This is a genomic window from Achromobacter pestifer (genome assembly GCF_013267355.1).
GTDB classification, from domain to species: Bacteria; Pseudomonadota; Gammaproteobacteria; order Burkholderiales; family Burkholderiaceae_B; genus Achromobacter; species Achromobacter pestifer_A.
Genome location: NZ_CP053985.1, coordinates 475,827 through 501,010 on the forward strand (window position 1 = coordinate 475,827; position 25,184 = coordinate 501,010).

The window sequence follows — 25,184 nt, forward strand, 5'->3', positions numbered from 1 at the left end:
TCCAGGTGTCTGACGGCGGATTGCCGCTAGCGCCAGGATATCGGCAGTCGCACCGGGCAACAAGCTCACGCCCCTGCGATGCCGCCGCGGCCGGATCAGTTCGGGCCTGTGGCCTGGTCTTCGTCCTCGTCCCCGATGTCGCCCTCATCCGCCGCGCCCAGCAGGAGCCGGGCGTCGGCGTCGGGCAGCGCCTCGACGGCTTTCAGGTTCTTGAGCATGGCGCGGGTGCGCACTTCCGTCTGGCCGATCTTGTTGCTGGCGGTGTCCAGGGTCTTCTTGACGCTGGCCAGCGATTCGCCGAACTTGCCGAACTCCGTCTTGACCGCGCGCAGCACCTGCCAGACCTCGGACGAGCGCTGCTCGATCGCCAGCGTGCGGAAACCCATCTGCAGGCTGTTGAGCAGCGCCGCCAGGTTGCTGGGACCCGCCACGTTGATGCGCAGGTCATGCAGTTTGTCCAGCAGGCCCGGGCGGCGCAGCACCTCGGCGTACAGGCTTTCGGTGGGCAGGAACATGATGGCGAAGTCGGTGGTGTGCGGCGGCGCCACGTACTTGCCCGCGATCAGGCGCGCCTGCAGCTCGACCGCCCGGCCCAGCGCGGCCCCGGCGCTCTTCACGCCTTCGGTGTCGGCGGCTTCCTGCGCGTCCATGAGACGCTCGTATTCTTCCTTGGGAAACTTGGCGTCGATCGGCAGCCAGACGGGTTCGCCGCCATCGCCGCGCCCCGGCAGGCGGATGGCGAATTCCACCACCGCATCGCTGCCCGGCACGGGCTTGATGTTGCTGGCGTACTGGTCCGGCGTCATGTTGTCTTCGATCAGCCTGGCCAGTTGCACTTCGCCCCAGGTACCGCGCGACTTGACGTTGGTCAGCACCCGCTTCAGGTCGCCCACCCCCGCCGCCAGCGCCTGCATTTCGCCCAGCCCCTTGTGCACGGCTTCCAGGCGGTCCGACACCAGCTTGAAGGACTCGCCCAGGCGCTGCTCCAGCGTGGCGTGGAGCTTTTCGTCCACGGTGCGGCGCATCTCGTCGAGCTTGGCGCTGTTGTCGGTTTGCAACGATTGCAGGCGCTGGTCCACCGTGGCGCGCACTTCCATCAAGCGCCGTTCATTGATCTGGATAAGACCCTGCAACTGCTCGGAGAAGCCGGCGGCAAAGCGCGCCAGGGATTCCGCCGACTCGGCGCGCGCGGCCTGGGCGTCGCGCGACAGCCCGGCGCGCAGATCGCCATGCGACTGCGACAGCTCCACCCGCAGGGCGCGGGTGGAGTCCGCGAATTCGCTGCGCAGGCCGCGCTGACCTTCCACGATGTCGGAGCGCAGCGCGCGCTCGGTCCGTTCCAGGCTTTCCAGCAGCGCGTCGAGCCGGGCATCCGGCGCGGGCGGGCGCAGCCATGCCAGCAAGGCCGCCAGAAAGGCCAGAACGGCGCCGCCCGCGGCGATCCAAAGCAGATGAATGTCGTTCAAAAGATGCGTCTCCAAAGCCGGGATTGTAGGACCCCGGCCACGTCTTCCCCGGTAAATCCGGCCGAGATTCGGCATCTGGCGGACTCATGCTCCGGCTCAAGGATTAAACTCGGGAGCATCCAAACAGGCTTGATCTCCCCTTGAACCCCGCAGATCCCTCCCTCTGTACGCCCGCGGCGACTTTCCAGTCCATCTTCGGACCGCTGGACCTGAACGCCTCCACGCCGGTCGCCTCCGGCCATGACCGGCACATCTTCCAGCACCCCAACATGCCGTCCTTGCTCGTCAAGGTCATGGACATGCGCGCCCGCGCGATTTACCTTGAAACCCGCCCGTTCAAGCGCTGGTACAAGCAGTACCAGCGCGAAAGCGCATACCGCGTCTACCTGACCGAAATCTACGAATACGTCACCACCACCACCCGCCCCTCGGGCGTATGGCAGGTGCCCATGGCGCGCATACTCGGCGTTGCCCAAACCACCCTGGGCCTGGGCCTGGTGGTCGAGAAAATCTGCGACGCCAACGGCAATATCGCCCCCAACGTGACGGACCTGGCCAAGCAAGGCAAGCTGGATGATGCCCTCAGCGCGCAGCTCGACGAATTCTTCCAGGATCTGGCCGATGCCCATGTGGTGCTGCATGACGTCTCCGCCAGCAACATCGCCTGCGGCCTGAACGCCGACGGCAAGCAGGGCCTGTACCTGATCGACGGCTTCGGCGGGCTGCCGCTGATCCCGATCTATGCCTGGAGCAAGCGTCTGAACAGCCGGCGCATCCAGCGCAAGTACATGCGCATGCGCGCGGCCCTGGCCGAACGCATTGCCACTGGCGGGTTCTGAGGCGCCCGCCCCAGCCACGGCCAGAACGCACGCTGATCCGCTACGGCTGCGGCGCCTGCGGCAACACCACGCCCTGGCGGTCCACCCATGCATAGTCATGGCCGGCGCGCTGTCCGCGGCGCAAGGGGTTGCGCGTGCAGAAAGCCGCATAGGCTGGGTCGACAAAGCGGTAGTGCAGGTGTTCGTCCCGCCCCAGGGGTATGCCCAGGCGCGTAGTGCAGATCAGGGCCCCGGGCGATTCACCCACATCCTCCACGTACAGCGCCCGCGGATCGAAACGGCGCGCGTCCCAGTCCGGCACTTTCAGGCCCAGCGCCCGGCACAGCAGGGTCTGGCCGGCGCACAGGCCGGAGACCGGCCGCGGCCGCCCCTGAGCATCCGGGTTCAACTGCAGCATGCGGGCCAGCGCCTGCGGCCCGGACAGCGCGTCCGTCCACGGAAAGGCGGATTTGATCAGCACGGCGTTGCCCGGTCCGCCAGCGCTGAAGTTCAGCGAATCGCCGCCACGGGCGTAATACATGTAGACCGTGCCGCCGTCCATGAACAGGGCGCGCCGCTTGTGGGTGTAGCCCAGCGAGGCATGGCTGCCCTTCTCTTCCAGGTAATAGGCTTCGGTCTCGATGATGCGGGCCGACAGCCACAGGCCGCCCACGCGGTGCCGGATGATCTTGCCCGGCAACTCGCGCGCCAGCTGCGCGGCGTCGCGGTCGAAGAAGGTGTCGGGCAAGGCCCGGCCAGGCGCGTCTGGCGCCAGGCCGGCCCGGGCCGACGCCTCAGGCGAAACGTTCGCCGTAGCGCTTTTCGCTGAAGCCAACGCTGACCTCGCCATCGGGCGTGACCGTGACCGGGCGGCGCACCAGCGCCGGATACTCGGCGATCAACTGGCTCCACTGGGCATCGGTGTGCGCCGTCTTGCGGTCTTCGGGCAGGTTGCGCCAGGTCATGGACGTGCGGTTGACCAGCTTTTCCCAGCCGCCGACCAGGTCGGACCAGGACTTCAGCGTGGCGGCGGGCACCGGATTGTCGCGGTAATCCACGAACGCGTGGTCTACGCCGTGGGCGGTCAGCCAGTCGCGCGCCTTGACGCAGGTGCTGCACTTCGTCAGGCCGTACAGGGTGGTTTGCTTCATTTGGGTTCGGACTCCTTGCGCCATTGCATGCGGTTGGCCAGGATCACGCAGGTGCCGACCGCCAGGATGAATAGTGTCGCCAGCGCGTTGATCTCGGGTTTCAGCCCCAGGCGCACCCGGGAAAATACTTCCATGGGCAGCGTGCTGGAGCTGGGGCCGGACAGGAACGACGCCAGCACCACGTCGTCCAGCGACAGGGTGAAGGACAGCAGCCAGGCCGAGGCCAGCGCCGGCGCGATCAGCGGCAGCGTGATCTTGAAGAACACGGTCATGGGCGTGGCGCCCAGGTCCAGCGCGGCCTCTTCCAGCGAACGGTCCAGGTCGCGGATGCGCGTCTGGATGACCACCGCCACAAAGGCCATGCACAGGGTCACGTGGCCGACCCAGATCGTAAAGATGCCGTTTTCAGCGGGCCAGCCCAGGCTGCCGCGCAGTTCCACGAACATCAGCAAGAGCGAGATGCCCAGCACCACTTCTGGAATCACCAGGGGCGCGCTGAGCATGCCCACGTACAGCGCGAAGCCACGAAAGCGCCCCATGCGGCCCAGCACATAGCCGGCCCAGGTGCCGATGATGACCGCGGCGGTGGCGGTCATGGCGGCGATTCGGAACGACAGCCAGGCCGCGCGCAGCAACGCGTCGTCGTTGAACAGCGAGTGATACCAGCGGAACGAGAAGCCGGTCCAGGACGTGACGGTGGGCGACTCGTTGAACGAGAACACCATCAGGCTGATGATGGGCACGTACAGGAAGAAGTACCCCAGCCCCAGCACGACGGCGCGCAAAGTCTTGTTGGGCCCGTTCATTTGCTGCCTCCGCCCGGCTGTTCCTGCTGCTTGACCTGGTTGTATTGGAAATACACCAGCGGCAACAGCAGCAACAGCACCATCACGCAGGTCACGGCCGAAGCCATGGGCCAGTCGGCGTTGTTGAAGAATTCATTCCACATGAGACGGCCCATCATGAGCGTGTTGGCGCCGCCCAGCATTTCCGGGATCACGTATTCGCCCACCGCCGGGATGAACACCAGCATGGCGCCCGCGATCACGCCCTGGCGCGACAGCGGCACGGTGATCTGCCAGAACGCCTGCCAGGGCTTGGCGCCCAGGTCGTAGGCGGCTTCCAGCAGGCGCAGGTCCATCTTCACCAGCGTGGCGTACAGCGGCAGGATGAAGAACGGCAGGTAGGCATAGACCATGCCGATATAGACCGCGACGTCGGTGCGGTAGATTTCCAGCGGGCTGGAAATGATGCCCAAGCCCTGCAACAGGTTGTTGAGCAGGCCGTCGTTGCGCAGGATGCCGACCCAGGCGTACACCCGCAACAGCAGCGAGGTCCAGAACGGCAGGATCACGCCCAACAGCAGCAGGTTGCGCACCGCAGGCGACGAACGCGCAATGTAGTAGGCGATGGGATAGCCGACCAACACGCAGAAAAGCGTGGTGATGGCGGCGATCTTCACCGAGTTCAGGTAGGTGGCGAAGTACAGGCTGTCCGTGAACAGCAGGATGTAGCCGCGCAGGTGCAGGCTGAACTGCACCGCTTCGTCCTTGAATTCCGCCAACGAGGTGTACGGTGGAATGCCGAACTTCAGCTCGGCGAAACTGATCTTCAGGACCAGCAGGAACGGCACCAGCAGGAACAGCACCAGCCAGGCGAACGGCGGCACCACCGCCAGCGCCCGGCCCGACGGCAACCAGTCGCGGGGCGAAAAGCGGATCATGACGCCAGCACCGTGGCGCTGTCGGCGTCCCAGCTGACGAAGATCTCTTCGTCGATGCCGGGCGCGTCCATCTGGGCCAGCAGCTGGCTGGGCACGCTGGCCTCGACCGTCTTGCCGGAATCCAGGCGGATCTGATACAGCGCGTAGCTGCCCATCCACGCCATGTGGCTGACCATGCCGTGGGCCCAGTTGTATTCGGCTTCGGGCTGCTCGCGCGACACCACCAGCCTTTCGGGGCGGATGGAGACGTGCACTTCCATGCCCAGCGGCTCGCTCACGCCGTGGTTGACGAAGAGCGGCCGGGTCAGCTCGCCGCACTCGATGGCGACGTGGTCGGGCTCATCGACCACGATGGTGCCGGTGAACATATTGGTCGAGCCGATAAAGCTGGCGACGAAGCGGGAATTCGGGAAGGCGTAGACGTCCTGCGGCGTGCCGCATTGGACGATCTGGCCTTCGGTCATGACGGCCAGGCGATGCGCCATGGTCATGGCTTCTTCCTGGTCGTGCGTCACCATGATGCAGGTCACGCCGACCTGCTCCAGGATCTTCACCAGTTCGATCTGGGTCTTCTGGCGGATCTGCTTGTCCAGCGCGGACATGGGCTCGTCCAGCAGCAGCAGCTTGGGCCGCTTGACCAGGCTGCGCGCCAGCGCCACGCGTTGCTGCTGCCCGCCCGACAACTGGTTGGGCTTGCGCCGCGAATACCCGGCCATCTGGACCAGGTCCAGGGCTTCGAACACGCGGTCATGGATCTCGGCCCGGTCCACGCCCTCCTGCTTCAGGCCGAAGGCCACGTTGGCCTCGACCGTCATGTGCGGGAACAGCGCGTAGGACTGGAACATCATGTTCACGGGCCGGCGGTACGGCGGCACGCGCGTGATGTCCTCGCCGTCCAGGAAAATCTGACCCGAGGTGGCTTCCTCGAAGCCCGCCAGCATGCGCAGCAAGGTGGACTTGCCGCTGCCCGAACTGCCGAGCAGGGCGAAGATCTCGTTGCGCTTGACCGAGAGATTGACGGAACGGACGGCGACCACATCGCCGAAGATCTTTACGACATCGGCGATCCGGACGAACTCGTCCGGATCGGCCGAATGCTGCGCCGAGTAACGGCTATCGCTCATGATGACTTATCTTCCAGACTTCAGCTCGGACCACATCCGGTTTTGCAGGCGTTGGATGTTCAAGGGCAGCGCCTTGATCACGTACAAGGTCTTGGAGACCTCCGCCGGCGGGTAGATCATGGGATTGTCGGCCACGTCCTTGACCACGTACTGCCGCGCCTCTTTGTTGGCGTTGGGGTAGAACATGGTGTTGGTGATGGCCGCGTGCACCTTGGGCGTTTCGATGTAGTTGATGAAGGCCAGCGCCTCTTCGGGATGCGGGGCATCCTTGGGGATGACCATCAGGTCGAACCACGCGGGCGCGCCGCCCTTCGGAATGAAGTAGTTCACTTCATAGGACTTCTTGGCGTCCTGGGCGCGCTTGCGGGCGATCATCACGTCGCCGGAGAAGCCGTAGACCATGCACAGGTCGCCCACGGCCAGCTCGTCGATATAGCCCGATGAGCTGAACTGGCGGATATACGGCCGGATCTTCATCAGCACGTCCAGCGCGGCCTTGTAGTCGTCCGCGTTGGTGCTGTTGGGATCCTTGCCCAGGTACTTCAGCACGGCCGGGAACACCTGGGCGGCTTCGTCCAGCATGGAGATGCCGCATTCCTTCAGCTTGGCGGCGTTCTCGGGCTTGAAGATCATGTCCCAGCTGGCCAGGTCCACGCCGTCGCCCATGATCTGCTTGACCTTGGTGACGTTGTAGCCCAGGCCGTTGGTGCCGTAGCCCCAGGGGATGGCGTACTCGTTGCCGGGATCGACGGTGGCGACCAGCGCCATCACTTCGGGGTCCAGATACTTCCAGTTCGGGATCTTGGACTTGTCCAGCTTCTGGAACAGGCCGGCTTCGATCTGGCGCGAGGCGTAATGCGTGGACGGGACAACGACGTCATAGCCCGATTTGCCGGCCAACAGCTTGGCCTGCAGGGTGTCGTTGCTGTCGTAGACGTCATAGCGGACCTTGATGCCGGTTTCCTTTTCGAAACCGGGAATCGTGTCCGGAGCCGTGTATTCGGCCCAGTTGTAGACGTTGACGACCTTGTTCTGCGCCACCGCCGCCGAGGAGGCCGCCGTGACCAGCATCGCCCCTAGCGCCCAGCGCATGCCCGCCCTTAATTTCATCACCAGCCCCCTTGCGTTATGCCGTATGTGACAGGAGTACCAAAAGGCGAAATGATAAAGCTTTTTAGCGAGGACCTGCCCAACTTTGCCGGGCGATTGGCGCGATTTGGGCCCGATGGCGGCATTTGGCCGTTCCCGCCCGGATCAGGGCTGGATTCCCACGCCCCAGGCCGTCCAGTAGCTGTCGCGCAGGCGCAGCCAGAAGCGCTCGCCCTCTTCTCCAGCCACCTTGCGCAGCGAACGGCGCAGGCGTTCCAGGTTGGCCTCGCGCTGGCGGTCCGACAGGGAGCCTTGCGTGCCGCGGTCGAAATCGATCAGCCAGACGCGGCCGTCGCTGCCCACCAGGATGTTGAAGGCGTTGAGGTCGGCATGCCAGACGCCGGCGCGGTGCATGCGCACGATGGCCTCGGCCGCCGCCTGCCAGACCGGCTCGGCCAGCGTCTGGGCCAGGGGCCGCACGCCGGGGATGCGCTCGACCACGATGGCCGCGCGGTAGATCGGGCCTTGCCGCCAGTAGGCCGCGGCCAGCGGCGCCGGCACCGCCAGGCCCTGGGCGCGCATGGCGGCCAGCAGGCGGTATTCACGGAAGCTGCGGGTGCGGGCCTCGCCGTTCCAGAGATAGGCGTCGCGGCTGATGCGCGCGATCATCCCGCCGCGGCGGTAGCGGCGCAACACGCCCTGCCAGCCCGCGCCCTGCACGAACCAGGCCGCCTGGCGCCCGCCGGCGTCCACCGGCCGCGCCCGCTCGCCGTAATGCGCCGGGTTGAACAGGTCCGGGCCGGCCTCGGCCAGCCGCGAGGGGTCGCTCAACATGGCTCCGCCCAGGGGGCCGGACCAGGCCAGGCGCCGTTCGCCGGATCGGGAATCGGCTTCAGCCTTCACGGTTGCGCATCCAGTCGGCCACGCCGTAGAAGGACTGCAGCAGCCGCTCGACCAGGGCCGGTTCGATCCCCTGGTCTTCCATGGCGCGCCCAATGCAGATGACCCACTGGTCGCGCTCGACCTCGCCGATCGCGAACGGCAGGTGCCTGGCGCGCAGCCGCGGATGGCCGAAGCGTTCTATATAGTGGTCCGGGCCGCCGAAGTAGCCGCACAAGAACCAGAACAGCTTGTCGCGCGCCTGGTCCAGGCTGGGGCCATGGGCCGCCCGCAGCTCTTTCAGGTCAGGCTCCATGTCCATCAGGTCATAGAAGCGGTCCACCAGGGCGCGCACGCCCGGCTCGCCGCCTAGTAGATCAAAAATACTGCTGGAATTTTCCACGGGTTCGCTAATCGTATGGACGCGGGCTGTCATCAGGTTTCTCGTAGGGTGACCAGGGGCGGCGTGCGCAACACGCCGCGCAGGGCCAGGGCGCCGCCCGCCCAGGCGCCCAGCATGCCCGCGGCGATGCCCGCCAGCCACGGCCAGAGGCTAAGAGTAATAGTGAAATCAAAGACCTGCGTTGACAAAGCCCAAGCGATCGCCGTGGCGCCGGCCGCCGCCAGGAGGCCGGCCAGGCCGCCCACCGCCCACAGTTCGATGCGCTGGGAGCGCGCCAGCTGGCTGCGGGTCGCGCCCAGCGCGCGCAGCACGGCGGCTTCGCGCATGCGCTCGTCGCGCGTGGCGGTCAGCGCTGCGGACAGCACCAGCACGCCGGCGGCCAGGGTGAACAGGAACAGCAGCTGGACTGCCTTGCCCACCTCGTTCAGCACGGATTGCAGCTGCTGCAGGATGGCGCCCACGTCGAACACCGTCAGGTTCGGGAACTCGCGCACCAGCGCCGGCAGGACCGAGGCCTTTTCAGGCGGCAGGTAAAAGGAAGTGATCCAGCTTTGGGGCATGTCGGCCAGCGCGGCAGGCGTGAGGATGGCGAAAAAATTGACGCGCATCGTATCCCAATCGACCCGTCGGGTGCTGGTCACGGCCACCTCGGCCTGCTGGCCCGCCACGTCGAAGGTCATCTTGTCGCCCAGCGCCAGGCCCAGCGTCTTGGCCAGGCCCGACTCCAGCGACACCTCGGCCGCACCCGGTTCCAGCCAGCGGCCCTGCTCGATGCGGTTGGAGGACGGCAATTCGTCGCCATAGGACAGGTTGAACTCGCGGTCCACCAAGCGCTTGGCGCGAGGCTCCTCGTAGTCGTCCGGCCCCACGGGCTTGCCGTTGATGGCGATCAGCCGCCCGCGCACCATCGGCGCCAGCGTGATGCGGCCCAGGCCTTCGCGCGTGAGCGCGTCCGTCACGGCCTGGCGCTGGTCCGGCTGCACATTGATGAGGAAGCGGTTGGGCGCGTCCGGCGGCAGGGTCCGCTGCCAGCCCTGGATCAGGTCGGTGCGCGTCATGGTCAGCAACAGCAGCGCCATCAGGCCCACCGCCAGGGCGCAGACCTGGGTGATGGTGGCGGCACGCCGGCGTACCACCCCGGCCAACGCGAAGCGCAGCGCCGGCAGGCCGGCCGCCAGCCGGCGCACCCGCGCCAGACCCAGGATGCACAACCAGGCCACCAGCGCAAACACGGCGAAGGCCCCCAGGAAGCCGCCCGCCACCACGCCGCCCAGCTTGGCGTCGCCGGCAAACCACCAGATCAGCAGGGCAAAACCCACAGCCCCCAGGGTGTAACCCAGGGCGCTGCGCGCGCTCAGCGTGTCGGCATCGCGCCGCAGCACCCGGGCCGGCGGCACGTGGCGCAACTGGGCCAGCGCCGGCAAGGCGAAGCCCAGCAACAGCAGCAGGCCGGTCAGCAGCCCCTGCAAGGCCGGTATGGCCGAAGGCGCGGGCAAGGTGGTGTCGATCAGCGAGCCCAGCAGCATGACCAGCACCTGATGCACCGCGTAGCCCAGCAGACAGCCGGCGGCCGACGAGAACAGGCCGACCAGGGTGAATTCCAGCGTCAGCATGCGCGACACCTGCGACTGCACCGCCCCCAGGCAGCGCATGACCGCGATGCCGTCGCGGTGGCGCGTCATGTAGCGGCCGGCCGCCAGGGCCACGGCCACCGCCGATATCAGCACCGCCAGCAGCGCCACCAGCGACAGGAAGCGCTGCGCCCGGTCCAGCGTGCGGCGCACTTCCGGACGGCCGGATTCCAGCGTGGCGACCTTCTGGCCGCGCTTCAGGTTCTGCTTGAGCCACGCCGAGTACCCGGCCACGGCGTCGGGCTGGCCCGCGACCAGCATGGCGTAGCCGATGCGGCTGCCCGGCGCGATCAGACCCGTGGCGGGCAGGTCGCTGGCGCGCAGCAGCACGCGCGGCGCCACATTGATGAACTGCATGCCGCGGTCCGGCTCATAGGTGATCACGCGGTCCACGCGCAGGTGGGCGTCGCCCACGTTCAGCGTGTCGCCCACCTTCAGGTTCAGCAGGGACAGCAATTGGGCGTCCACCCAGACCGCGCCCTCCGGCGGTACATCGCGTGTCGCGGCGTCGGGCTCGAACGGCGCGCCCGCCACGCGCAGGGCGCCGCGCAGCGGGTAGCCCGGCTCCACCGCTTTCAGCGCGGCCAGTTGCGCGCCGTCGCCCGCTCCCACCATGGACGGAAACTGCCAGGTGCTGGACACGGTCAGGCCGCGTTCGCGGGCCTGGTCCATGAAGGCGGCGGGCACGGGCTCGTCGGCGTCCAGGACCAGATCGGCCCCCAGCATCTGCCCGGCGTCGCGCTCCAGCGCGCGGCCGACCCGGTCCGCCAGGAAGCCGACGCTGGTCACCGCGGCCACCGCCACGACCAGCGCCAGCACCAGCAGCCGCAGCTCGCCGGCGCGGGCGTCACGCATCATCATCCTGGCGCCTTGGCGCAGGGTGGACCAAAAACCTGGGCGCCTGGCCCGTGACATATCAGGGAAATCCATCATTCCACAATGTTAACCAACGGCCTGAATCAAGGCTGAATCCCGATATCATCCCGGGGCGGGAGGCAGAGCCACCCATAAAGATACTCAAAACCTGGAGAAGACGATGCGTAAATCCTGGCTTGCCGCCACGATTCTGGCCGCCTGCGCGGCCGCAACCTCCCTGCCCGCCACGGCGCAGAACACCTTGAAGATGGCCTACGCGCTGTCCACCTCGTCGCACTACGGCGCCGGCGCCGACGCGCTGGCCAAGTCCATCGAAGCCTCCTCGGGCGGGAAGTACAAGGTACAGCAATTCGCCAACAGCGCGCTGGGCGGCGAGCGCGAAGTGATCGAAGGCCTGCAGATCGGCACCATCGATCTGGCCATCGTCTCGACCGGCGCCACCCTGAACTTCGTGCCCGAGACCGGCGTTTTCGACATCCCCTTCCTGCTGCGCGACCTGCCGCACGCCCGCAACGTGCTGGACAGCAAGATCGGACAAGATATGCTGGCAAAGTTCCCCAGCCGCGGCATCGTCGCCCTGGCCTGGGGCGAACAGGGCTTCCGCCACCTGACCAACAACGTCCGCCCGGTCAAGACGCCGGCCGACGCCAAGGGCCTGAAGATCCGCACCACGGAAAACCCGATCCACATCACGGCTTTCCGCCAGATCGGCATCCTGCCCACCCCCATGGCCTGGCCTGAAGTCGCCACCGCCCTGCAGCAAGGCACCATCGACGGCCAGGAAAACCCGCTGTCGGTGATCACCTCGGCCAAGCTGTCGCAAATGCAGAAGTACCTGTCGCTGACCGGCCACGTCTATGGCCCGGCCCTGGTGCTGATGTCGGCCAACGTGTACGACGGCCTGTCGGCCGCGGACAAGGCCAACTTCGACAAGGCCGGCAAGGAATCCGCCCAGGCCATGCGCGCCTACGTGGACAACATCGAGAAGACGGGCGTCGAACAGCTGAAGAAGGAAGGCATGCAGGTGTCCGAAGTGGACCGCGCCGCCTTCGCCGCCGCCGTCGAGCCCGCCTACCCCGAGTACTACAAGAAGTTCGACAAGAAGCTGATCGACTCGATCCGCGACACCAAGTAAACAGGGCCCCGCCCCGACCCGGGGCGCATCGCCCCTGGCGGCGGGATCCCGGTCCCGCCGCTTTCGTTCCCATCCTTTGCGTACATCGCCAACGGGATTCATCATGCGTTTGCTTTGCGCCTTCGACCGCGCCCTGTTCAAAGTGGTCTCGGTCCTTGCCCAATTGCTGCTGGTCGCCGCCGCGGCCGCCGCCTTTTACCAAGTCATCGCGCGTTTCGTGCTGCACTCCCCGGCCGACTGGAGCGAGGTGCTGACCCGCGCCCTCCTGATCTGGACCGTGCTGCTGGGCGTGGCCCTGGCCTTCCGCCACGGCGCCATGATCAGCGTGGAGCTGCTGCGCAACCTGCTGGGCGGCACGCGCCGCCGCGTGCTCGAAGCCGTCATCGGCCTGGTCTGCGCCGGATTCCTGGGCTTTCTGGCCTGGATCGGCGGCAACATGACCTATCGCGTGCGTTTCCAGAACGTGCCCAGCCTGGACATTTCGATTTCCTGGATCTACCTGGCCATCCCCGTGGGCGCCACCCTGGCAGCCATCGCCGTGCTGGCCCGCTGGTGCGCCGGCGAGGAAGACGAGGTGCCTGTGCGCAACGACGCGCAAGGCTGAGCCGCCCCCCATCGAACATAAGCAGCAGATAACGCCATGTCCCAATTAATGATTGTCTCGATGCTGATCTTCTTCGGGCTGTCCGTGCCGGTCGCCGTGTCGATCGGCCTGGCCAGCCTGGCGGGAGTCGGCGCTGCCGGCCTGCCCTGGGTGGTAGTGGCCCAGCAGCTGTTCGCCGCGCTGGACAAGTACCCGCTGGTCGCCATCCCCTTCTTCATCCTGGCCGGCAACCTGATGGAAGCCGGCGGCATCTCCGAACGCATGGTGGAGTTCGCCAAGAGCGTGGTGGGTGGCATCCAGGGCGGCCTGGCCTGCACCTGCGTGCTGACCTGCATGATCTTCGCCGCCGTGGCCGGCTCCAGCGTCGCCACCACCTTCGCGGTGGGCGCGATCCTGATTCCCGCCATGATCCGGCACGGCTACCCCGCGCCCTTCGCCGCATCCTTGCAGGCCAGCGCGGCGGAACTAGGCGTGATCATCCCGCCGTCCATCCCGATGATCCTGTTCGCGGTGTCCACCGACACCTCGACCGGCGAGCTGTTCATCGCCGGTGTCATGCCCGGCATCCTGATCGGCGTGGCGCTGATGCTCTACGTCTGGCTCTACGCCAAGCGCAACAACCTGGGCAAGCGCGACGGCGAAGGCCGCCTGCCGCTGTGGCCCGCGTTCAAGAACGCCTGGCTGGCGCTGCTGATGCCGGTCATCATCCTGGGCGGCATCTATGGCGGCGTGTTCACGCCGACCGAAGCCTCGGTGGTGGCCGTGATGTACGCGGTGGTGGTGGGCAAGTTCATCTACCGCCGCTTGAGCTTCAAGCAGCTGTCCGAGACGCTGCACAAGTCGGTGGTGTCGACGGCCGTGATCATGTTCGTGATCGCCAACGCCGGCATCTTCAGCTTCCTGCTCAACCGTGCGGGCATCCCGGACGCGCTGGGCCTGTGGCTGGCGCAGATCTTCGACACCAAGTTCAGCTTCCTGATGGGCGTGAACGCGGCGCTGTTCGTCATCGGCATGTTCATCGAAACCTCGGCATCCATCGTGGTGCTGGCGCCCTTGCTGCTGCCGGTGGCGCTGAAGTTCGGCGTGGAGCCGGTGCACTTCGGGATCATCATGGTGGTGAACCTGGCGCTGGGGATGATTACGCCGCCGTTCGGCGTGAATCTTTTCGCGGCTTGCGCGGTGGCCAAGTTGCCGTTGGAGAGGTTGATCAAGCCGTTGATTCCGTTTGTGGGGGTGGTGATTGTTTGCCTGATGATCATTACTTATTGGCCTGGGTTGTCGCTGGGATTGCGGGATCTGGTCTACGCTAAGTAAGTCTGTTTGCAGGTTCTGTTGTAGCGGCGGGCGTCAGAGCTTCTTCGTAGGCCGCTCGCCGGCGCGGGCGCCTGAGGGGCGAGCGCCCACGATTGCGGTCCGGAGCGTTCGCTCCGGACTGCCCCGTCGTCATCGTCGTCACCGCCTACGGCGGTTCCTTCCGATTCCCTCGGGCGCATCGAGGTTGCTCGCCCCTCAGGCGCCCGCGCCGGCGAGCTACCGAATTTTTGGCCTGTTGCGCTGCTGGACCTGTGGTTATTGGCAAATCTTGCGTCGGCCACAGCTTGCGGCCGCGCGGGCGGCCGCAAGCTGCATGCGTGTTGGCGTTCGTCGTGGCTATCTGCGCTCGCGCGAATGCGGCGAGCTGCTTGCTAATGGCACCGGCATCTGGGGTGTGGGCGGTGATGGGTGGCGCGCGGCGAGCAGCCGTTTACGCATCGAGATCCGTTCGCGCGCGCCACCCATCCGACGGCGGAGTTGAAATGACGATGTTCGCTGACTGTGTCTTGGCGCTTGAAATCAGCCACCAACAGCGCGCAGCGTCATCGCAAATCGCAAGACACTGCGTAAGCCCCACGAGGCCGCCCGGGCGGCCGGCATGGGGCGGGCCCCGCAAGACCCGCCTCCACAACGCCGATCGTGAAAAAAATGCCAAGAACACTGCCCGCCCCAGCTGACGTCAAGTTTCAAACGCCGGAGCCAGCCGCGCCGTGGGCCTGGGGCGAGTGGGGCGTCGATAAGCCCGAGGGAATCGGAAGGAGTCGCCGAAGGCGAGGACGACGATGACGACGGGGAAGCCCGGAGCGAAGGCTCCGGGCCGCAATCGTTGCCCCGCTCGCCCCAGGCCCACGGCGCGGCTGGCGCCTTAAGAACCAAGACCATCAAGCCGAAAAAATTCACGCCGCCTGAACCACATCCCAAGTCACTGCATGACACCGCAGTTGACGTCCGCCAACGCTGGCAACCACCGGCGCCTCCACCTTGCACTGCTCCCGCGCCATCGAACACCGAGGATGAAACGTACACCCCGACGGCGGCGAAATAGGATTCGGCACCTCTCCCCCCATCGGCTCCCGATCCCGCCGCGGATCGTCCAGGTCCGGAATCGTGTCCAGCAGCATCCGCGTATACGGATGCCGTGGCGCATCGAACAACTGATCGGCGGGCGCCTGCTCCACGATGCGTCCCAGGTACATCACCGCCACGCTGTCCGACACATGCCGCACCACCGACAGGTTGTGGCTGATGAAGACATAGGTCAGCCCGAACTCCTTCTGCAGATCCCCCATCAGGTTCAGGATCTGCGCCTGCACCGACACATCCAGCGCCGAGGTCGGTTCGTCGCACACCAGGAATTCCGCCTCCGTCGCCAGCGCCCGCGCGATCGAGATGCGCTGGCGTTGCCCGCCCGAGAACTCATGCGGAAAGCGGCCGGCATCGTTCGCGGACAGGCCCACCAGTTCCAGCAGCTCGTCCACGCGCCGCCGCGTTTCCGCCGGCGAGGCGCGCAGGCCCAGCGTCGTGATCGGCTCGGCCACGATATTGCCCACGCGCCAGCGCGGATTCAGGCTGGCGTACGGATCTTGGAAGATCATCTGCGGATGCAGCTCCCCACCCTTGCGGTTGCGCCCATAACGCAGCGTTCCGCGCGTCGGCGCCACCAGGCCCACCAGCAGCTTGGCCAGCGTCGACTTGCCGCAGCCGGATTCGCCCACGATGCTCAGGGTCGTTCCGCGCGGCACCGACAGCGACACGCCATCCACCGCCTTCAGCGTCTGCTCGGGCTGGCGCGACAAGGTGCGTTCCAGCCAGGGCGGCGACACATCGAACCAACAGGCCAGGTCTTCGGCCCGCAACAGCACATCATCGTTACGCGGCATGGGCGACTCCTCCTTGATGCAGCCAGCAGGCGCTGACGGTGGCGCCGGCCGGGGATGCGGCCAGCGGCGGGCGCTGCTGGCCGCAGCGCGGTCCCGCCATGGCGCAGCGCGGATGGAAGGCACAGCCCTCGGGCATGGCGTGCAGGCGCGGCATGGCGCCGTCGATCTGGTTCAGCCGGGCCGCGCGCTGGCGCAGGCCGGGAATGGCGTTCATCAGGCCTTGCGTGTAGGGATGGCCAGGCCGGCGCAGCACCTCCAGCACCGGTCCAATCTCGACGATGCGGCCCGCGTACATCACCGCCACGCGGTCCGCGGTTTCCGCGATCACGCCCATGTCGTGCGTCACCAGCAGCACCGAGGTGCCCTGCTCGCGGCAAAGCCGGCGCAAAAGCGCCGTGATCTGCGCCTGCACCGACACGTCCAGCGCCGTGGTGGGCTCGTCGGCGATGATGAGCGCCGGGCGGGCCGCCAGGGCCAACGCGATCACCACGCGCTGGCGCATGCCGCCGGAGAACTGGTGCGGATAGTGGTCGATACGCTTGTCCGCCGCCGGGATGCCCACTGCCAGCAGCAACTCCAGCGCCCGCTGGCGCGCCGCCTGAGCCGAGACCTTGTCGTGGTGGCGGATCGTCTCGACCAACTGGTCGCCCACCGTGAACAGCGGATGCAGGCTGGTCAGCGGATCCTGGAAGATCGCGCCGATCTCCTTGCCGCGCAGGCGCTGGCGCGCCTTGGGCGGCAGGTTGTCGATGCGCCTGCCCGCCAAATGGATCTCGCCGCCGCCCAGCCGCCCGGGCGGCTCCAGCAGGCCGATCACCGCCATGCCGGTCAGCGATTTGCCCGCGCCGGATTCGCCGACCATGCCCAGGATCTCGCCCGGCTGGATGTCGAAACTGATGTCGCGCGTGGCGACCAGGACGCCCTGGCGCGTGGGGAATTCGACCGACAGGCCGCGCACGGACAGGGTCGGCGCAACGTTGGCCGCAGCCGGCGGCTGCGTGGAGTTGGGTACGATGGCCATCATGACGGGCTCCTTGCGGGACGCGGATAGCTGGAGGAGAAAATCTGCTCGGCCGGCGGATGGCCCCAGGTGCGGTCGGGGTAGCGCGCCACCAGGCCGTCGAATTGCGTCTGCGCCTGCTCTTGCGCCAGGCGCGCGTCGAAGCCGGGGATACGCCCGTCCACCATGACGAAACGGCCGTCGATCACGACTTGCGACACGTCGCGGCCGCTGCCGCTCACCATCAAGGTCTGTATCGGATCGATCAGTTGGCCGTTGCGGTCGTGCGAAAAATCGAACACCACGATGTCGGCCTTGGCGCCCACGGCCAATCGGCCCAGGTCCGGGCGACCCAGCGCATCGGCCCCGCCCACCGTGGCGGCGTCGTAGTAGTCCTCGGAGCGGACCGCCTCGGTCGAGCCATCGGCCACGCGGCACAGCATCATGCCCACCTGCATGTTCAGCACCATGTCCGGCGGCCAGGTGTCCGTGCCCATGCCGATGTTCACGCCCAGCTTGCGATAGCGCGCGAACGATTCCAGCGTCGCGCCGTGACGCCCCGATACCAGCGGGCAATGCACGATGCTGGCGCCGGCGTCGCGGATGATCTCCAAGTCGTGGCCGGGCCGGTCGATATGGCGCGAACCCGACACATAAGTGCCATGCGGCAGCAAGGCGCGCTCGGACAGGAAATCCAGGCTTTGCAGCCATTCCGGCGGGCTCATGCCGTGCTGTTCCAGCACCAGATCGTACTCCAGGCGCGACTGGCAGCAATGCAGCCGGATGGGAATATCCCGTTCGCGCGCCGCGGCCGCGGAGGCGCGCAGCAGCGCCGGCGTGCAGGTTTCGATGCGGTCGGGCGACAGCATGGCGCGCACCCGGCCGTTGTGGCGGCCTTCGATCTCGTCGCAGAAAGCCAGGGCCTCGGCCAGCCCCGCCATGCCGCGCGCCTCCTCGTAGTGGCAGCGGATCTTGCCGTTCGCGTCCACATAGGTATGGCCACTGCGGTACGCCGGCCCCAAGTAGACGCGCAGGCCCAGTTCGCCGGCCGCGTTGGCCGCCGACAGGAATTCATCGCGGGTCTCGCCCCACACCCGGTAGAACAGCGACGCGATCGGCAGCGCCGTCGTGATGCCGTTGCGTATCAGCTGCGCAAAGGCGTAGCGCTTCTGGAAAGCCAGCTCAGCCGCCGTGTACATCTCGTACGGCCCCTGCTTCATATAGCTCTCGGGCCAGATGCGGCCCTTCTTCCACGCGGGCGAATTGTCGAAGCCCAGGATGGTCGTGTCCAGGTCGGACAGCGCGTCCAGGTCCACGAAGCCCGGGCCGATCAGCGCCCGGCCATAGTCGCGGCGCTGCGCGACCTGCCCCGGGTAGCGGTGGCCGACGTAGACGATGCGATCGCCCTCGAACACCACCTCGCCGTTCTCGTACAGGCAATGGCGGCCGTTCTCGTGGCCCACCACCCAGCGGGCGGTCAGCAGGACAGGACCTTGCGGCGCGCTCATCACGGCGCCTCCGCCAGCGCGCGGCCGTCGCGCGCGACCACGCGCCCGCCCTTGACCACCAGCTTGCGCGGCGGGCGCGAAACGATCGCTTCGGCCACTGTCTCCGCGTCCACCAGCACGAAGTCGGCGTGGCAGCCTGGCGCCAGGCCGTAGTCGGACACGCCCATGACCTGCGCATTGCCATAGGTGGCCACGTGCAGCGCCAGATCCAGCTCGTCGTCGCGGCGGAAGTTGTTGCGCAGTCCCACCAGCATGGTCCGCTCCAGCATGTCGGGCTTGCCGTAGGGACCCCAGGTGTCGCGCATGCCATCGTTGCCCGTGCAGACCGTGACGCCGGCCGCATGCAGCTTCGCCACATTGGGCACCGGCCGCGAGGCCGAGCCCGTGGTCATGATGTGCACGCCAGCCTTCAGCAAGCCTTCGGTCAATGCCTGCACTGCGTAAGTGTCCGGCATGCCCAGGCAGAAGGAATGCGACAAGGTGACCTTGCCCTGCATGCCCAGCGCCAGCACGCGGTCTATGGTCATCTGCATCGAGAATGCACCCAGTTCGCCGGCCTCGTGCAGATGGATATCGATGGGCTTGCCATGCCGCTGAGCCAGGCCGAAGATGGCGTCCAGGTGCCCCTTGGGATCGCGGTCCATGCCGGCCGGGTCCAGTCCGCCGACGACTTCCGCGCCCATGCGCAGGGCCTCGTCCATCAGTTCCAGCGTGCCGGGACGGATCAGCAGCCCGCTCTGCGGGAAGGCAACGATCTCCACGTCGATCTGGTCGCGGTACTGTTCGCGCGCGCGCATCACGCCTTCGATCGCACCCAGCCCGATGTCCGTGTCCACGTCCACATGGCTGCGGATATGGCTGGTGCCGTCGCCGATCGACATCACCAGCTGGCGGGCCGACTGGCGGTACGGATCGATGCCCAGGCGCTTCTTCTCGGTGCGCTCGTTCTCGATCTTGTCGATCAGGCGCGGCCCGACTTCGTTGCGGTACCAGGGCATGCCGTACATGGTTTTATCCAGGTGGGCGTGGGCGTCGATCAGGCCCGGCAGCATCAGCGCCCCGCCCCCGTCCACGACCTGCACCCCGGCCGGCGCCGGTCCACCCAGCGCCTGGATGCGGCCATCGCGCACCAGCACGGAGGTCATCTCGCCGCCTGCGGGACGGACTTGGGTATACAGCGTTGCGTTTTCCATGTTTCTACTCTTGTCGGTTTGCATTCAGCGCAAACGGGGATTCAGGGCGTCGCGCAGCCAGTCGCCCAGCAGGTTCACCACCAGCACGATCAGGCTCAGGTACAGCGCGGGAAACACCACCACCCACCACTGCCCCGAAAACAGGAACTGGTTGCCCAGGCGGATCAACGTGCCCAGCGAGGGCTCGGTGGGCGGCATGCCCACGCCCAGGAAGCTGAGCGTGGCCTCGATCAGAATCGCCAGGCCCAGGTTCAGGGTGGCCGTCACCATGACCGGCGTCAGCGTGTTGGGCAGGATGTGCGTCAGCATGATGCGCAGCGAACTCACCCGTATCAGTCGCGCCGCCTGCACGTATTCCTTGCCGCGTTCCACCAGGGCCGAGGCCCGCACCGTGCGGGCGTACTGCACCCAGTTGGTCATGGAGATGGCCAGGATCAAAATCACGGCCGACAGCGTTTCCCGCAAGCCCGGCGGCAGCAGCTGACGGAACACCGCCGTCACCAGGATCGCGACCAGGATGGTCGGGATGCTCAGCAGCGTGTCGCCCAGGCGCATCAGCGCGTTGTCGACCCAGCCTCCGAAGTAGCCGGCCGCCAGCCCCACCAGCAGGCCGATGGCCAGGGACAGCACCACCGTGGCCAGCCCGATCACCAGCGACATGCGCGAGCCGTACAGGATGGCGGACCAGACATCGCGGCCCTGCGTGTCCGTGCCCAGCAGGAACTGCGGATCCGAGCCGACCTCCCAGACCGGCGGCAACTCGGCGTTCAGCAGGTCCAGCTGCGCCAGGTCGTAGGGATTCTGCGGCGCGATCCAGGGCGCGAACACCGCCAGCAACACCACGGCCAACAGTACGATGCCTGCCCCCATGGCCATGTAGTCCTGCCGCAGGCTCCACCACAGGTCGCTTCGCAGAAAGCGCGCGAAGCGGCCCTGCCCCGTCGTCGAAAATGGTTTAGTGAGCATTGGCGCCCCCCTTGACGTGCTGGCTGCGCAGGCGCGGATCCACCACGCCGTACATCATGTCCACCAAGGTGTTCAGCGCCACGAAGATGAAGGACACGATCACCAGATAGGCGGCCATGACGGGGATGTCCACGAACATGACCGATTGAATGAACAGCAGCCCCATGCCGGGCCACTGGAAGACCGTTTCGGTGATCAGCGCGAAGGCGATCAGGTTGCCGATCTGCATGCCGGTCACGGTAATCACCGGCATCAGGCAGTTGCGCAGCGCCAGCCGGAAATGCACCACCCGGTCCGGCAGGCCGCGCGCGCGGGCGAACTTGATGAACTCGGTGCGCAGCGTCTCCAGCATCTCGGCCCGCACCAGGCGCATGATCAGCGTGATCTGGAACAGCGCCAGCGTGATCGACGGCAGCACCAGCGCGGCGCGCCCCGAAGGGGTGAGCAGCCCGGTGGTCCACCAGCCGATCTTCACCGTGTCGCCGCGCCCGAAGCCGGGCAGCCAGCCCAGCTGCACCGAGAAAATCAGGATCAGCATGATCCCCACCACGAAGCTAGGCAGCGAAATGCCCAGGATGGAAACGAACTGCAGCGCCTGCGCCAGGCGCGACTTGCGGTAGATGGCGGTCAGCACGCCCGCCGGCACGCCAATGACCAGCGACAGCAAGGTCGCCATCAGGACCAGTTCGAACGTGGCCGGAAAGCGTTCGGCCACCAACGCGAACACGTCCTGCTGGTTGCGGTAGGAAATGCCGAACTCGCCTTGCGCCGCGTTGGTCACGAAGTGCACGAACTGCATGCCCACCGAGGCGTTCAGCCCCAGGCGTTCGCGCAGTTCGTCGCGCTGCGTCTGCGAGGCCTGCTCGTTGAGCATCATGTCGACGGGGTCGCCGACGAACCGGAAAATCACGAAGGCCAGCAGCGCCACCGCCAGCATGACGCCGACCGCGTTGAAGACCCTTCTTACTATGAACGCCAGCATGTGCGGCTCCCCTTCAGACCTCTGTCAATCCCAGGACCGCCGGCGGGCGGCGGTCCGCGGCGTCACTGCATGCGCACCGTCCACAGGCGCGCCTTGTTGTCCGGCATCTGCAGCACTTCGCCGACCTTGTTGCCCACGGCCCAGGCCATCGGCTGCTGGTGCAGCGGCAGGAAACGCACGTCGTCATGCAGCGTCTGCAGCACGTCGGCCATCATCTGCACCCGCTTGGGGCGGTCCATCTCGGCTGCGGCCGCGTCGATCCTGGCGTCCAGCGCCGCATCGCCCCACTGGCCCCAGTTGAAGACGCCGGCCGGGCCGCTGCGGCTGTGCATCACCTGCAACAGGATGGACAGCGCGTCGATCTGCGGCTCGTTGGCCCAGCCATGGATGGTGATGTCGAACTCGCCGCGCGAACGCTTGGGGTTCTGCAAGGAACGCGGACCGCTGGCCAGCGAGGCCTTGACCCCGATGCGCGCCCACATGGAGGCGGCGGCCTGGCAGATTTCCTCCTCGTTGACGAACATGTCGTTCGAGCACAGCAGCGATACCGTGAAGCCGTCCGGATAGCCGGCCTCGGCCAGCAGCTTCTTGGCGCGCGCGGCGTCGAACGGCAGGCGTTCTTCCTGCTTGGTTTCGTAGCCTGGGATGGACGGCGCCACCAGCGCCCCCGTGGTGCGCGACAGGCCGCGCATCACGCGCTTCTGGATCAACTCAGGTGACAGCGCCATGTACAGCGCCTGGCGCACCTTCAGGTCCTTCAGCGGATTCTTGTCGGTGATGTTTGAGCCGACCAGCTTGTCGCCCAGGTTGAAGCCGAAGTACAGGGTGCGCAGCTCGGTCGAGGCCAGCACCTTGACGTTGGACGCCGCGCGCAGCCGGTCCAGGTCCTGCAGCGGCGCGTTCTCGGTGAAATTGATGTCGCCCGACAGCAACGCCGCCACCCGCGTGGGCGCGGAGGCAATGGGCGTGAATTCGATGCGGTCCAGGTTGTGGCGCGGCTTGTCCCACCAGCCGGGATTCACCACCAGCACGGTGCGCGTGTCCGGGCGGTACGACTCCAGTTTGAAGGGGCCGGTGCCGTTGGCGTTATGCGTGGCATAGCCTTCGATCTTCTTGGCGGCGTCGGTCGGCTTCAGGCTGTTGTTGTCCACCAGCCACTGGCGGTTGAAGATGAAAATGTTGGTCAGGTCGTTGAGCATCAGCGGATACGGATGCGTCATTTCGATGTCGACCGTGTAGTCGTCCACCTTGCGCACCGCCTTGAAGGCCGGCAGGTTGCCCTTCAAGGGCGAGGCCTCGTCCGAGACCCGGGTCATCGACGCCACCACGTCGTCCGCCGAGAACGGCGCGCCGTTGTGGAACGTCACTCCTTTTCTCAAATGAAAGCGCAGCACCGTGGGCGTAGGCGTCTCCCAGGACTCCGCCAGCGCGGGCGTGATGTTGAACTTGTCGTCATAGCGGATCAGCGCTTCGTACACATGGTTCAGGAACGCCAGGTTGAAGGTGCTGCCGTAGGAATACGGATCCAGCGAATCCAGGTCCCGGGCCGCGCCCCACTTCAGCGTGTTGGCGGCGCTGGCCCCCGTGATGGCCGACAGCGCGATCACGGCGCCCGCGGTCCACTTGAGCAAAGTCTTCATGGCTGCAACTCTCCCTTGTGTATCGGTCTGAACTCGCCGGGGTCGGGCCCGGCGCGGTGGGTAAGACGAAAAAACTAGGAATGCGCGCCCGAGCGGATGAGCGACAGCCGCTGCGCGCGCTCCAGGGACGCCAGCGCCAACACCTGGGCCAGGGCAGCGCGGTAGGAATCGATGATGGGCACGGCCGGCAGGCGCGGCAGGCTGGGCAGGTAGCCGGCCAGCGCGGCGCCCGCCACGATGACCACGTCCGCGCCCTGCGCCACGGCGGCATCCAGCGCGCGGCTGACCTGCAAGGCCGACTCGGCCGACCGTGACACGTAGTCCAGTGCATTGCCTGGCAGGGCCAGGATGCCGGCGCAGCGGGACTCCAGCCCCAGTTGGCGGATCTGTTCGCGCAGCATGCCGGGCCAGCGCTGCCCCACCGTCACGATGGCGTAGCGGTCGCCGCGCTGCATGGCGCTCAGGATGGAAGCCTCCGCCATGCCGACCACGGGCAGGTCCAGGCGTTCGCGCACCGCGCCGATTCCGGGTTCGCCGAAACAGGCCAGCAGGCAGGCGTCGAACCCGCCGTCCGGCGCCCCGCCTGCCACCCGCTCCACGATGTCCAGCACGGCATGGGCGGCAATGGCCGCCTCCGCGCGGCTGGCGATGTAGGCGGGGCCGAAACCCGCGGTGACCGCATGGATGCGGACCGTATCCCCGTAAAAGGCCTCGGCCTGGCTGGCCAAGCTGGTCGTCAGCTCGGAGGTGGTGTTGCCGTTGACCACCAGCAGGCGGTAAGGCGAGGAAAGGGACAGCTCGGTTGCGGCGGCCTGGGGTACAGCGGACATGGATCAGCCTTTGTGAACTTGTATACAAATAAGAAGATCATTAAAGAATAATCCAATATATTTTGTATAAAAATTTGTATACGATTTATGTCGCCAATGTACTCCGCAGAATCCCGGCGGCAAGCTATCGCTAACCCTTAGCCCTGGGTGTAGTATGCTTTCCAGCACTGAGAAAAATGCGCGCCGGCAGCGCCAGCCGGACCATTCCAACACCCTGAAAAGCGCGCAGGCATAGGAGCCAACAAGAAGATGAAGTCCCTCGCGCCGCCGGCCAACGAGCCCGCCAAGAAAGACGTCAGCCGCAATGAAATCGTATACAAAAATTTGCGCAGAGCCATCATCGAGCAGGCCCTGCTGCCCGGTGACAAGCTGCCCGAGGACATCATCGGCGAGCGTTTCGGCGTCAGCCGGACCATCGTCCGCAGCGTCCTGACGCGCCTGTTCAGCGAAGGACTGGTGGATTTGCGGCCGAACCGTGGCGCGGCGGTGGCCCGCCCCAGCCTGGAAGAAGCGCACGACATCTTCGAGGCGCGCCGCTGCCTGGAGCGCGACGTGGCGCGCCGGCTGCTGCAGCACGTCACCGAGGCCGGGCTCGCGCGGCTGGAACAGCACGTGGCGCAGGAAGAGGAAGCCCGCAAGCGCAACAGCGCCAACGAGTCCATCCGGCTGTCAGGCGAGTTCCACATCCTGATGGCCGAGCTGTCGGGCAATGCGGTGTACGCCCGCTACGTGAACGAGATCGTGTCGCGCTGTTCGCTGATCCTGGCCCTTTATGGCCGGCCACATTCGAGCGAATGCGCCGTCAGCGAACACATGGAGATCGTGGCGGGCCTGCGCGCGCGCGACGAGAAGCACGTGCTGCACCTGCTGGAGCACCACCTGGAATCGGTGACCGCGCGCGCGCTGCTGACCGCGGACGGCCAGGGCGTGCGCGATATCCGCAAGATCCTGGACCGCTACGGCACGTAGGGG

The 25,184-nt window shown here is 66.6% G+C and carries 23 protein-coding genes; 5 read left to right on the top strand and 18 right to left on the bottom strand.

All coding sequences use genetic code 11. The annotated features are described in order from the left end of the window. Positions 1-95: 95 nt before the first annotated feature. Positions 96-1,466 (bottom strand): DNA recombination protein RmuC, encoded by a 1,371-nt coding sequence (gene rmuC, locus FOC84_RS02565; protein WP_173143049.1) that lies wholly within the window; start codon positions 1,464-1,466, stop codon positions 96-98. Positions 1,467-1,606: 140 nt separating this feature from the next. On the opposite strand from rmuC, the gene FOC84_RS02570 reads away from it, so the two are divergent. Then, positions 1,607-2,305 carry a PhoP regulatory network YrbL family protein gene (locus tag FOC84_RS02570; protein ID WP_173143050.1) on the top strand — a complete coding sequence of 233 codons (699 nt, stop codon included), beginning with the start codon at positions 1,607-1,609 and terminating at the stop codon, positions 2,303-2,305. 40 nt (positions 2,306-2,345) lie between these two features. Here the strand turns inward: FOC84_RS02570 and FOC84_RS02575 are convergent, their stop codons facing one another. The 9 genes from FOC84_RS02575 to FOC84_RS02615 all read right to left on the bottom strand — a co-directional run bounded on the left by FOC84_RS02575 (position 2,346) and on the right by FOC84_RS02615 (position 11,217). Continuing rightward, the gene (locus FOC84_RS02575; RefSeq protein ID WP_254241898.1) at positions 2,346-3,032 is read right to left on the bottom strand and encodes a DNA-3-methyladenine glycosylase; all 687 of its coding nucleotides are present in this window, start codon (positions 3,030-3,032) and stop codon (positions 2,346-2,348) included. 46 nt (positions 3,033-3,078) lie between these two features. Next, complete coding sequence (locus tag FOC84_RS02580; protein WP_173143051.1) at positions 3,079-3,435, bottom strand: Spx/MgsR family RNA polymerase-binding regulatory protein; 357 nt, start codon at positions 3,433-3,435, stop codon at positions 3,079-3,081. Beyond that, positions 3,432-4,241, bottom strand: a complete 810-nt coding sequence (locus tag FOC84_RS02585) for an ABC transporter permease subunit (protein WP_042792726.1) — start codon at positions 4,239-4,241, stop codon at positions 3,432-3,434. The genes FOC84_RS02580 and FOC84_RS02585 overlap by 4 nt, the downstream gene beginning before the upstream one ends. After that, positions 4,238-5,158: an ABC transporter permease subunit gene (locus FOC84_RS02590; RefSeq protein WP_173143052.1), complete on the bottom strand. Its 921-nt coding sequence runs from the start codon at positions 5,156-5,158 to the stop codon at positions 4,238-4,240. The genes FOC84_RS02585 and FOC84_RS02590 overlap by 4 nt, the downstream gene beginning before the upstream one ends. Beyond that, the gene (locus FOC84_RS02595) at positions 5,155-6,282 is read right to left on the bottom strand and encodes an ABC transporter ATP-binding protein (RefSeq protein WP_173143053.1); all 1,128 of its coding nucleotides are present in this window, start codon (positions 6,280-6,282) and stop codon (positions 5,155-5,157) included. The genes FOC84_RS02590 and FOC84_RS02595 overlap by 4 nt, the downstream gene beginning before the upstream one ends. Positions 6,283-6,288: 6 nt before the next feature. After that, positions 6,289-7,392 (bottom strand): polyamine ABC transporter substrate-binding protein, encoded by a 1,104-nt coding sequence (locus FOC84_RS02600; protein ID WP_173143054.1) that lies wholly within the window; start codon positions 7,390-7,392, stop codon positions 6,289-6,291. Between the two features lie 144 nt (positions 7,393-7,536). Then, complete coding sequence (locus tag FOC84_RS02605) at positions 7,537-8,274, bottom strand: 3-deoxy-D-manno-octulosonic acid kinase (RefSeq protein ID WP_173143055.1); 738 nt, start codon at positions 8,272-8,274, stop codon at positions 7,537-7,539. Next, positions 8,264-8,686: a group II truncated hemoglobin gene (locus FOC84_RS02610; RefSeq protein WP_173143056.1), complete on the bottom strand. Its 423-nt coding sequence runs from the start codon at positions 8,684-8,686 to the stop codon at positions 8,264-8,266. Before FOC84_RS02610 ends, FOC84_RS02605 begins: the two co-directional genes overlap by 11 nt. Next, positions 8,686-11,217, bottom strand: coding sequence for an ABC transporter permease (locus tag FOC84_RS02615; RefSeq protein ID WP_173143057.1), 2,532 nt, complete (start codon positions 11,215-11,217; stop codon positions 8,686-8,688). Before FOC84_RS02615 ends, FOC84_RS02610 begins: the two co-directional genes overlap by 1 nt. 103 nt (positions 11,218-11,320) lie before the next feature. Between FOC84_RS02615 and FOC84_RS02620 the strand changes: the two genes are divergently transcribed. The 3 genes from FOC84_RS02620 (at position 11,321) to FOC84_RS02630 (ending at position 14,213) form a co-directional block, all read left to right on the top strand. Then, complete coding sequence (locus FOC84_RS02620; RefSeq protein WP_173143058.1) at positions 11,321-12,295, top strand: TRAP transporter substrate-binding protein; 975 nt, start codon at positions 11,321-11,323, stop codon at positions 12,293-12,295. A gap of 103 nt (positions 12,296-12,398) precedes the next feature. After that, positions 12,399-12,899 carry a TRAP transporter small permease gene (locus FOC84_RS02625; protein ID WP_173143059.1) on the top strand — a complete coding sequence of 167 codons (501 nt, stop codon included), beginning with the start codon at positions 12,399-12,401 and terminating at the stop codon, positions 12,897-12,899. Between the two features lie 36 nt (positions 12,900-12,935). Then, the gene (locus FOC84_RS02630) at positions 12,936-14,213 is read left to right on the top strand and encodes a TRAP transporter large permease (RefSeq protein ID WP_173143060.1); all 1,278 of its coding nucleotides are present in this window, start codon (positions 12,936-12,938) and stop codon (positions 14,211-14,213) included. Between the two features lie 896 nt (positions 14,214-15,109). Here FOC84_RS02630 and FOC84_RS02635 read toward each other — a convergent pair. The 8 genes from FOC84_RS02635 to FOC84_RS02670 form a co-directional block, all read right to left on the bottom strand. Beyond that, the gene (locus FOC84_RS02635) at positions 15,110-16,093 is read right to left on the bottom strand and encodes an ABC transporter ATP-binding protein (protein ID WP_173143061.1); all 984 of its coding nucleotides are present in this window, start codon (positions 16,091-16,093) and stop codon (positions 15,110-15,112) included. After that, positions 16,083-17,117, bottom strand: a complete 1,035-nt coding sequence (locus FOC84_RS02640) for an ABC transporter ATP-binding protein (protein WP_173143062.1) — start codon at positions 17,115-17,117, stop codon at positions 16,083-16,085. Before FOC84_RS02640 ends, FOC84_RS02635 begins: the two co-directional genes overlap by 11 nt. Beyond that, positions 17,114-18,601 (bottom strand): amidohydrolase family protein, encoded by a 1,488-nt coding sequence (locus FOC84_RS02645; RefSeq protein ID WP_173143063.1) that lies wholly within the window; start codon positions 18,599-18,601, stop codon positions 17,114-17,116. Before FOC84_RS02645 ends, FOC84_RS02640 begins: the two co-directional genes overlap by 4 nt. Next, positions 18,601-19,794, bottom strand: a complete 1,194-nt coding sequence (locus FOC84_RS02650) for an amidohydrolase family protein (protein ID WP_173143064.1) — start codon at positions 19,792-19,794, stop codon at positions 18,601-18,603. Before FOC84_RS02650 ends, FOC84_RS02645 begins: the two co-directional genes overlap by 1 nt. Positions 19,795-19,818: 24 nt before the next feature. Next, complete coding sequence (locus FOC84_RS02655) at positions 19,819-20,760, bottom strand: ABC transporter permease (RefSeq protein WP_173143065.1); 942 nt, start codon at positions 20,758-20,760, stop codon at positions 19,819-19,821. Continuing rightward, complete coding sequence (locus FOC84_RS02660) at positions 20,750-21,742, bottom strand: ABC transporter permease (protein ID WP_173143066.1); 993 nt, start codon at positions 21,740-21,742, stop codon at positions 20,750-20,752. The genes FOC84_RS02655 and FOC84_RS02660 overlap by 11 nt, the downstream gene beginning before the upstream one ends. Positions 21,743-21,804: 62 nt before the next feature. Further along, entirely contained in the window at positions 21,805-23,382 is a 1,578-nt protein-coding gene (locus FOC84_RS02665; RefSeq protein WP_173143067.1) for an ABC transporter substrate-binding protein, read from the bottom strand. 74 nt (positions 23,383-23,456) lie between these two features. Beyond that, entirely contained in the window at positions 23,457-24,212 is a 756-nt protein-coding gene (locus FOC84_RS02670) for an aspartate/glutamate racemase family protein (RefSeq protein ID WP_173143068.1), read from the bottom strand. A 249-nt stretch (positions 24,213-24,461) separates the two neighbouring features. Between FOC84_RS02670 and FOC84_RS02675 the strand changes: the two genes are divergently transcribed. Beyond that, positions 24,462-25,181, top strand: a complete 720-nt coding sequence (locus FOC84_RS02675) for a GntR family transcriptional regulator (protein WP_173143069.1) — start codon at positions 24,462-24,464, stop codon at positions 25,179-25,181. Positions 25,182-25,184: the final 3 nt, after the last annotated feature.